General features: G+C 60.2%; 7 protein-coding genes and 1 pseudogene. 4 read left to right on the forward strand and 4 right to left on the reverse strand.

Annotated features, from left to right (window positions below; genetic code table 11):
- Positions 1-17: 17 nt before the first annotated feature.
- Genes AC0L2H_RS03395 through AC0L2H_RS03405 form a run of 3 tightly spaced genes read right to left on the reverse strand, consistent with a single transcriptional unit; the run spans position 18 to position 2,404 of the window.
- A complete protein-coding gene (locus AC0L2H_RS03395) occupies positions 18-596 on the reverse strand; it encodes a hypothetical protein (RefSeq protein ID WP_473588852.1) in 579 nt (192 codons plus the stop codon).
- Entirely contained in the window at positions 487-822 is a 336-nt protein-coding gene (locus tag AC0L2H_RS03400; RefSeq protein ID WP_473588889.1) for a hypothetical protein, read from the reverse strand. The genes AC0L2H_RS03395 and AC0L2H_RS03400 overlap by 110 nt, the downstream gene beginning before the upstream one ends.
- A 34-nt stretch (positions 823-856) precedes the next feature.
- Positions 857-2,404, reverse strand: a complete 1,548-nt coding sequence (locus tag AC0L2H_RS03405; RefSeq protein WP_473588853.1) for an acetolactate synthase large subunit — start codon at positions 2,402-2,404, stop codon at positions 857-859.
- Positions 2,405-3,210: 806 nt separating this feature from the next.
- On the opposite strand from AC0L2H_RS03405, the gene AC0L2H_RS03410 reads away from it, so the two are divergent.
- From AC0L2H_RS03410 to AC0L2H_RS03425, 4 genes and pseudogenes are all read left to right on the forward strand, one after another.
- The gene (locus AC0L2H_RS03410) at positions 3,211-4,614 is read left to right on the forward strand and encodes an L-serine ammonia-lyase (RefSeq protein ID WP_473588854.1); all 1,404 of its coding nucleotides are present in this window, start codon (positions 3,211-3,213) and stop codon (positions 4,612-4,614) included.
- A gap of 334 nt (positions 4,615-4,948) precedes the next feature.
- Positions 4,949-6,253, forward strand: coding sequence for a protoporphyrinogen/coproporphyrinogen oxidase (locus tag AC0L2H_RS03415; RefSeq protein WP_473588855.1), 1,305 nt, complete (start codon positions 4,949-4,951; stop codon positions 6,251-6,253).
- 49 nt (positions 6,254-6,302) lie between these two features.
- Positions 6,303-7,898, forward strand: a complete 1,596-nt coding sequence (locus tag AC0L2H_RS03420; RefSeq protein WP_473588856.1) for a GMC family oxidoreductase — start codon at positions 6,303-6,305, stop codon at positions 7,896-7,898.
- Positions 7,899-8,040: 142 nt separating this feature from the next.
- Positions 8,041-8,374: pseudogene (locus tag AC0L2H_RS03425) on the forward strand (CHRD domain-containing protein).
- Between the two features lie 27 nt (positions 8,375-8,401).
- Here AC0L2H_RS03425 and AC0L2H_RS03430 read toward each other — a convergent pair.
- Positions 8,402-8,575: thiamine pyrophosphate-dependent enzyme (locus tag AC0L2H_RS03430; protein WP_473588888.1), on the reverse strand; the 174-nt coding region annotated here is incomplete at its 5' end.

Below are 8,575 nucleotides of genomic sequence, written 5' to 3' on the forward strand. Positions count from 1 at the left end.
GGCCAGGCCGGGTTGGCTCAGTGAATTTCGGGTTCGGCTGTCGGCACGTTGCCCGTCATGAAATCGAAGTCACAACCGAGATTCGCCTGGGTGACATGACGGCTGTACATCACGCCATAGCCGCGCTCATACCGGCGGGTCGGCGGCTGCCAAGCGCGTCGGCGCTCTTCCATCTCCTCGGGCGAGATCATGACGTCGATGCGTCGCGCTTCGACATCGAGCTCGATCATATCGCCGTCGCGCAACATGCCGATCGGCCCGCCGGTGAAGGAGTCAGGAGCCACGTGCAGGACGCAGGTGCCGCTCATGCGGGCGTCGGAAATCCGCACCATGTCGCGCACGCCCTTTTCCAAAAGCTTTTTCGGAATCGGCAGTTGGTCCCACTCGGGCTTGCCGGGGCCTCCGTTCGGGCCACTGTTTTGCAGCACGATTACGGAATCCGCATCGACGGCCAGATTTGGATGGTCGATCCTCTTCTTCATGTCGCTATAGTCCTTGAAGACGACAGCCGGAGCGCGATGTTTCAAAAGACGCGCCTCGGCGGCGCTGCGCTTGATGACGGCGCCGTCTGGGGCAAGACTTCCCTTGAGTACCACAAGGGCGCGTGATGCCCCGCTTCACGTCGTCGACCCGCGTCTTGAAGAGTGCGTGGCAAGGGTTGAGATCGTTCCACGTGTTCAGGATGGCAATGACGGGCTTGCCGTCGAAATCCTCCTGCGAATATCCCATCTGCCGCATGCGCGCGCGATGACTGAGCGTGCGCATGTCGTCGGGAACGAACCAGCGCGCGCTTCGCAGGTCTTTGGCATCGCGAACAGACATCGGCTTTCTCCAGCTCCGGCGACCGACTCCAACGTCAGTCGGTAGCAAGTTCAATAAGAAAGGGCGAATCGCCCGTGAAGCTTTGCTTCATGAGATCGGCACAGTGCTCGAGCGTATCGGCGCGCGCCGCCTCGACACCCATTCCAGCCGCGATATTCACCCAGTCGATTTCAGGATTGGACAAATCGAGCATGTTCATCGCCGTGGGGCCAGGCGTCGCGCCCACGCCCTTGTATTCGTTGATCAGAATCTTGTACTTCCGATTGGACAGGATGACGGTCGTCACCGGCAGACGTTCACGTGCCTGTGTCCACAGTGACTGCAGCGAATACATCGCCGATCCATCGGCCTGCAGGCTGATGACACGCCGTCCGCGCCCTGCCGCGATGGATGCTCCCGTCGCAACAGGCATGCCATCGCCGATAGCACCGCCTGTCAGGTGCAGCCAGTCGTGCTCGGGCGCAGCAAACGTCTCGCTGTAGAACCCCCGACCGAAAGATATACTTTCATCGGAAATGATGGCTCCCTCCGGCATCACGGCGGCAACGGTTCGCGCGAAACCCTCGGGCGTCGGACTGCCGGTTACAATGTCCGGACGGGGACCGGGATCCGCGGGCGCCACTTGCGGCGCCTTCAGCATTTCGGCGAGATTCGCCAGCGCGGTCGCGGCGTTCTGGTCGTGCCGGCAAAGCTCATGAAAGGCGGTTTCGGGGTTGTGGTGAATCGACGGCTGGCCGGGATAACCGAAGAACCCGACCGGCGGGCTGGCCCCCACAAGAATAATGTGGCTGTACCGCCAGAGCTGCCGGGCCGCTGCATTGCCCGTATACGCCACGCGGTCCAACTGGATTCGCCCACGGCCACGGGACATGCGGGCACAGACATATTCGGCCAGAAGCGAAGCACCCGTGGCTTGTGCCACCCGATAGGCGGCGTCTTGCGCGTCGGCCAAGGTGGCACGCGCCCCGAGCAGAATAAGTGTATCCTTTCCATGGTCGCGCAAGATGGAGACAGCGGTTTCCATCGCACGTTCGTCAGGCCCGCTCGGATCGTCGACGGGCAATGCCTCGGCTGCAACACCGCCTTCGTTCCAGGAGGAGTCCGAGGGCAAGACAAGCGTGGCGATGCCGCCTCCATACCGGCGTGCAAACTGTATCGCAAAGGCCGCATCGCGTCCGACTTCGCTTGAGTCCGAGGAGGTCATGACCCAGTCGGAGCAGGCGCGGGCAATCGACTCGGTGTCGCTCGTAAGCGGCGCGTCGAACGGGCGGTGCCAGGTCGCCTGATCGCCAACAATGTTCACCATGCCGCTTCGGGCCCGCCGGGCATTGTGGACGTTCGAGAAGCCGTTTGCCAGTCCAGGGCCGCAGTGGAGTAGGCTGGCGGCGGGGCGCTGTGCCATACGGTAGTACCCGTCGGCCATCCCGGTCACCACATTTTCTTGCAGGCCCAGAACGCAGCGAATCCCGGGAATTTGATCCAGAGCCGCAACGAAATGCATTTCGCTGGTGCCCGGGTTTGCAAAGCAGGTATCGATCCCGGAGCCGACCGCCGTATGGACGAGGCTCTGCGCGCCATTCATGCTAACACTCCACGCCGTAGCGATATCCGACCGTCTTTCCCTCGTCCCCGCACCCTAGCCACAGAGGCCAGAAGCCAAGCTATGGTAACCCCTGCCACATAAAAGTCTGGACATCAACAAAATATTGGAACTAAATTCCATTTATACGGAGTGTTGGGGTGTATCAGTTTCGAATATGGGATAAATAGCGGAGCGGGTGCCCTGAAGGACGAAGCGGTAACATATTGAAGGGGGAGGCTTGTTCTCCGCGAGAGACGGCGTATGGCGGCTCAAAAATGGAAGCCGGGTCTAATTATCGAATGGAGAACGATCATGAGCGAATGTCTTGACTTGTCTTTGAATGGGGAGGGCGAATTCTGTGGGGCCTAGCGGCAAAGGATCTGGCTGCGAGCCAGAAGCGACGTACAAACCGCCAAGCGGGGCGATGCGATCGAAAGCAATTTCGTCAGATTCTGCGTCTGGACCGTTCGGGACCCGGTACAGCCATATAGATGCGGCCAGCGTATACTTCCGTCCAACGGATGCGTCATCGCTGCTTTAACCTGTGACGGCATCTCCCGCATTCTGGCGCGTGAGGTGTGCCTCTCCCGATAGCGATGAAGTTGTAGCAACAGTGCAAAGGTTGGTGAGGGCCCGGAGAGGCTCCGACCAAAACTTAGTCTTTAGAGCGATGTCGGCAACTGTCCCTCGCTGTCACCAGTTTTGTCGGCTGCGATCACACGTCAAGAAGAGCGTTATCTGGCCGCAAGGTCGATACTCATCGTTCTTAGCCGAGCGATCCACTTATTCTACAAGGAGCCTCCGTTTTGTTCCTTTCGGTTTTCGACCTGTTCAAGATCGGCATCGGACCATCAAGCTCGCACACGATGGGGCCGATGACAGCGGCGCGGCGGTTTCTCGACGAAGTCGCGGGAGACGACTGGCCGCGGCCGGCCGGCGCCAGGGTCGATCGCATCGCCGCAAGCCTGCATGGCTCGCTCGCCTACACCGGTATCGGCCATGGATCCGACCGCGCGGTGGTGCTTGGCCTTGCCGGTGAGACACCGCAGACCGTCGATCCCGACCAGGCCGACGGCATTGTCGCTGGCATCGCCGCCGAGAAGCGGATTTCGCCGCCCGGTCATCCATCCTATCGCTTTGACCCGGCCACGGACCTGGTGCTGGACCGCAAGACGCCGCTCACCGGCCACGCCAACGGCATGGCCTTCTCGGCCTATGACACCGACGGCCGGCTGCTGCTCAGGCGCATTTACTATTCGATCGGCGGTGGCTTCGTGGTTTCCGAGGAAGAGCTGCAGCGGATGAAGGCCAAGGGGTCGGTGACGACGGAAGGCAAGAAGGTTCCCTACCCATTCAAGAACGCCGTCGAGATGCTGTCCATGGCGGCGAAAAACGGCCTTTCCATCGCCGACATGAAGCGCGTCAACGAGGAAACGCAGATGTCGCGCGAAGAGCTCGACGCTGGTCTCGACGGCATCTGGAGCGCCATGAAGGGTTGTATCGATCGTGGCCTGTCGCAGGACGGCATCATGCCGGGCGGGCTCAAGGTGCGCCGTCGAGCGCGGCAATTGCATGACAAGCTGCAGGAGCAGTGGCAGCAGAACCGGCCCAATCCCTTGCTCGCCAATGACTGGCTGTCGATCTACGCCATGGCAGTCAACGAGGAGAACGCCGCCGGCGGGCGCGTCGTCACCGCGCCGACCAATGGCGCTGCCGGAACGCTGCCCGCGGTGCTGCGCTACTGGCTGCATTTCCACCCCGAGGCCGATCAGCCGAGCATCCGCGATTTCCTGCTGACAGCTGCGGCGGTCGGCGGCATCATCAAGACCAACGCCTCGATCTCGGGCGCTGAAGTAGGCTGCCAGGGCGAGGTCGGTTCAGCCTCGGCAATGGCGGCGGCGGGTCTGTGCGCCGTCATGGGCGGCACGCCCGAGCAGGTCGAGAACGCGGCCGAGATCGCGTTGGAACATCATCTCGGCATGACCTGCGATCCGGTCGGCGGGCTGGTGCAGGTGCCGTGCATCGAGCGCAATGCGCTGGGCGCCGTCAAGGCGGTGACCGCCGCTTCACTGGCCATCAAGGGCGACGGCGTTCATTTCGTGCCGCTCGACGCGGCAATCGAGACCATGCGCCAGACCGGCCTCGACATGAACGAGAAGTACAAGGAGACCAGTCTTGGCGGTCTTGCCGTCAACGTCGTGGAGTGCTGATCTTGCGCGGATGGTCTCCAAAGACCGCCGGCCATCGCAGCGTCTCGCGGAGCTTGAAACAGAAGGTCGAGGCTTCGCATCGGCCAGCGATGGTAACCTTTCGCAATTTTGTTGTCACGCAAAACGCCGTGTCTCCTTAACGTGTGAGCACGCGCTGCATGCTAGTCCTCCCTTGAACTCCTCCGATACCGCGGCCCTGAGCTGAAGCGGACGGATGCGGGTATGCTGCGTTTCTTTGCAAAGCGCGAGCCTTACAAGTTGCAACTGCGCCGAAAATGCGCGAATGTCGGAATTAAGTTTCTTTTTTGAGTGTTTGCAGGAAAGCGCCTGGGTCGTGTCCAAGATCGATACAATCATCGTCGGAGCTGGAATTGGCGGGCTGACGGCGGCGGAAGAGCTGCAGCGCAAAGGTCAGAATGTCCTTGTGCTCGAAGCTACAAACCGCCCCGGCGGACGGGTGGTGAAGATTACCAGGAAAAACGGGGATGCTGCTGAAGCCGGTGCGCAGGGCATCCATTCCAACTACGTCGAAATGCTTGGGATGATCGCTCGTTTCGGCATGACTGGCGACTTGAGGCCGTCTTTTGGCAAGGTGCAATATCTCGACCATTCGGGCACGCCGCGCATTTCAGGCGGTAACTCCGATCTCGCAAAGATCGTTGGAACCCGAGGGAAGCTCGACCTCGCCTATTTCTGGACGCGCTATTTCACCTTCGCCAAGCGATTTCCGCAGTTCGAGGCAGTGCGGGACATTCCTCAATACGACAACATCAGCGCGGCTGACGAGCTCCGCTGGGCTGGTCGCAATTTCACTGATTTCGTGTTGAGGCCGATGTCTTGGGCAATGGCCAACTCCACGCCGGACAAGATCGGGATGTACTACATCGTCAATGGACTGCGGCTCCGCATGACGACCAAGATCATGAGCCTCTTGCATGGCAACGAGTCTTTATTGGCCAAGGTCGCGGGGACCGTCCCCGTGCGGTACGGTGCCCCGGTCAAGAACGTGCTGACCACAAAGGGCGTCGTAGATGGCGTCGAGTTGGAGGACGGCAGCACTCTTCAGGCTAAACACGTGATCCTGTCCTGCACGGCGGCCGTCGCCGGCGGGATTCTTACGGATGATTTTGCCGAGGCGAAAAAATTCCTGACCAACTATACGCATACGCCCCTTCCACTGGTCTTCTTCTTTCTCGACAGACCCCTCGACAAAGAAGCTTATTCGTTCATGGGCCACCCGTTTCGCGATGCAACTTTCAACATGGCGCTGAACCATGCAAAGAAGACGCCTTTCTTGGCCCCCTCTGGAAAGGCGATCATTTCTGCTTGGCCAGCCTTCCCGAAATCTGTCGACCTGATGAAACGCCCTGATTCAGAGATCATCGACCAGGCGAGAAAGGATCTAGAAGCGTTCTTTCCAGGCTTTTCGCCTTGGATCGAGGAAGCCCAGGTTGTACGTCACGACCGGGCGGCGGCTCGGTATGAACCAGGAATGTATCGCAAAGTGCTCGATTTCAAGGAGCAGTCGGAAGCGTTTCGGGGCGTATCGTTCGCCGGAACCGATTACGACAGCATTCATATGGAAAGCGGGGTGCGCAGCGGACAGCGCGCCGCCATCCGCGCCCTACGCGGCGCTTGATCAAAGCGGCGCCAGTGCCAATCATATTCCCGCGACAAGGGCTTCATACATGGCTGAGACATTCGACATCGTGATCGTCGGTGCGGGATCGGCGGGCTGTGTCCTTGCCAACCGTCTTTCGAGGGATCCGACCAAGCGTGTGCTGCTGCTTGAAGCCGGAAATTGGGACTGGAACCCGCTCATTCACATCCCATACGGCGCCCGCAAGATGTTCGAATACGGGATGTACCAGTGGGGCGATGTTTCCGAGCCGGACCCTTGTGCCAACGACCAGCGTATGCAGGTGCCGCATGGGAGGGTCGTCGGGGGGACGTCATCCCTGAACTATATGGCGCACGTCCGAGGTCACCCGCACGACTATGTTCGCTGGGTCGAGCAGGGCGCAAAAGGGTGGAGCTACGATGAGGTTCTGCCCTACTTCAAGGAATGCGAAACCTGGGAAGGGGGCGAAAACCATTGGCGCGGCGGCTCCGGCCCGCTTGGCGCCTGCACGCCGAAATACAAGGACGCCCTGGCTCAAGGGTGGTTCAACGCGGCGAAGGAACTTGGCCATGCGATAACGCCGGACTACAACGCGGCCCAAAGCGAGGGCTTCGGCGTTATCCAGTATACTATTCGCAATGGCCGTAGGACGTCGGCGGCGCGTGCCTTCCTGCGCCCGGTTCTAGGACGCAAGAATCTAACCGTTCGAACGGGCGCCTTTGTGACAAAAGTGATTTTCGAAGGAAAGCGCGCCATCGGCGTGGAATATGTCAGTGGCAGCCAACGCAATATAGTCCATGCTATTGAGCGAACTGCACTGTGTCTCGGCGCTATTAATACACCGCACCTGCTCCTGCTCTCTGGTGTTGGGCCGGCGGACCACCTGAAGGCGACGGGCATTACGCCCCTCGTGGATCTCCCAGTCGGCCAATCGCTCGAGGACCATCTAGCCTACATGCTACAATGGCGGCGCAAGCAGGTCGATCCATTTCATCAAACGCTGAGAATAGATCGAATTGCCGTGAACATGCTTCGAGCCCAGTTCTTTGGGGCCGGACCGGCAGCGAACCTGCCCGGCGCGATCATGGGGTTCCTGAAGACCAAGTCCGAGATGCCGCAGCCCGACATCCAGCTTGTTATCCCCTTGATCGCGCCTGAGGCAAATCTCTGGTATCCCTTTGTCAACAGGCCTCGAAACGGCACATATGCCGTCAAGGTCAACCTGCTGAACCAGAAGAGCCGTGGCGAGGTCCTGCTGCGCTCGGCCAACCCGCGCGAGCGTCCTCGGATCTTGTACAATTCGCTGAGCGCACCGGAAGATATGACCACCATGCGCCGTGGCTATCATCAGACAATCGCGCTCGGCGAGGCTGCGGCTATGGGGCCTTTCCGCGACGAAGCGATCTTGCCGCCAAAGCCCCTGAAGACCGACGACGAGATTGATGCCTTCATCCGCAGCAATTCCTTTCAGCAATACCATCCCGCTAGTACATGCCGGATGGGAGGTGACGAAGGCGGGGTCTTGAATGCCGACCTTGGTGTGAAGGGTCTGGAGAGACTCTATGTTGTGGACGGATCCGCCATGCCACATCTGATTGGCGGTAACCCCAATGTCGTCATCATGATGATGGCCGCTAGGGTCGCCGCCATGTGGAAAGGCTGAGGTCGCAATCCGCCAGATCTGGCGGATTGCGACGGACATTCCAAGTAAAAGCTTAGGTGGATGCGGGGTCTAGCGTTGCTCCCGGATGTCCGTACAGCACTGACCCGGGGTATATTCAAGGCGTCCAGCGCCTTGCGAGGCGGTGAAGTCGATTCCCAACCCACCCCTCACCACCAAGGGCAAAGGCACGGCTACTTTCACCTTCGACAGAACCAAGAAGAAGCTCAGCTGGACCGTCAAATATTCCGGCCTTAGCAGGCCGGCGATCGCTGCGCACATTCACGGCCCGGCGGCGATGGGTGCGGACGCCGCTCCCGTCATCCCCTCAAGGGCAGGCTCAAGAGCCCGCACAAGGTTCGGAGACACTGACGGACGCGCAGACCGCCGACCTGGCGGCCGGCAACTACTACGTCAATGTCCACACCGCCGCGAACAAGGACGGCGAGATCCGCGGGCAAATCGAGAAGGCAAAATAGCAACAAACAGGACAATTGTCCTGTTTGTCAGGTTTTGTCGCGAATCTGGGTCATTGTGCGGGTCGGTGTGATGGCCTCGGGATCGAGCCTGATCTCGACGATCGACGGCTTGCCACTGGCGCGCGCACGCTCGAAGGCGGGCGCGAAATCGGCTGTTTTGTCGACCGTCTCGCCATGGCCGCCATAGGCGCGGGCGAGAGC

The sequence above is a fragment of the Mesorhizobium sp. WSM4871 genome (assembly GCF_055811295.1).

What these genes read in the sequence shown, in the direction of transcription:
- AC0L2H_RS03405 (WP_473588853.1), bottom strand. Translation starts at nt 2,404, where the DNA reads ATGAATGGCGCGCAGAGCCTCGTCCATACGGCGGTCGGCTCCGGGATC.
- AC0L2H_RS03400 (WP_473588889.1), bottom strand. Translation starts at nt 822, where the DNA reads ATGTCTGTTCGCGATGCCAAAGACCTGCGAAGCGCGCGCTGGTTCGTT.
- AC0L2H_RS03420 (WP_473588856.1), top strand. Translation starts at nt 6,303, where the DNA reads ATGGCTGAGACATTCGACATCGTGATCGTCGGTGCGGGATCGGCGGGC.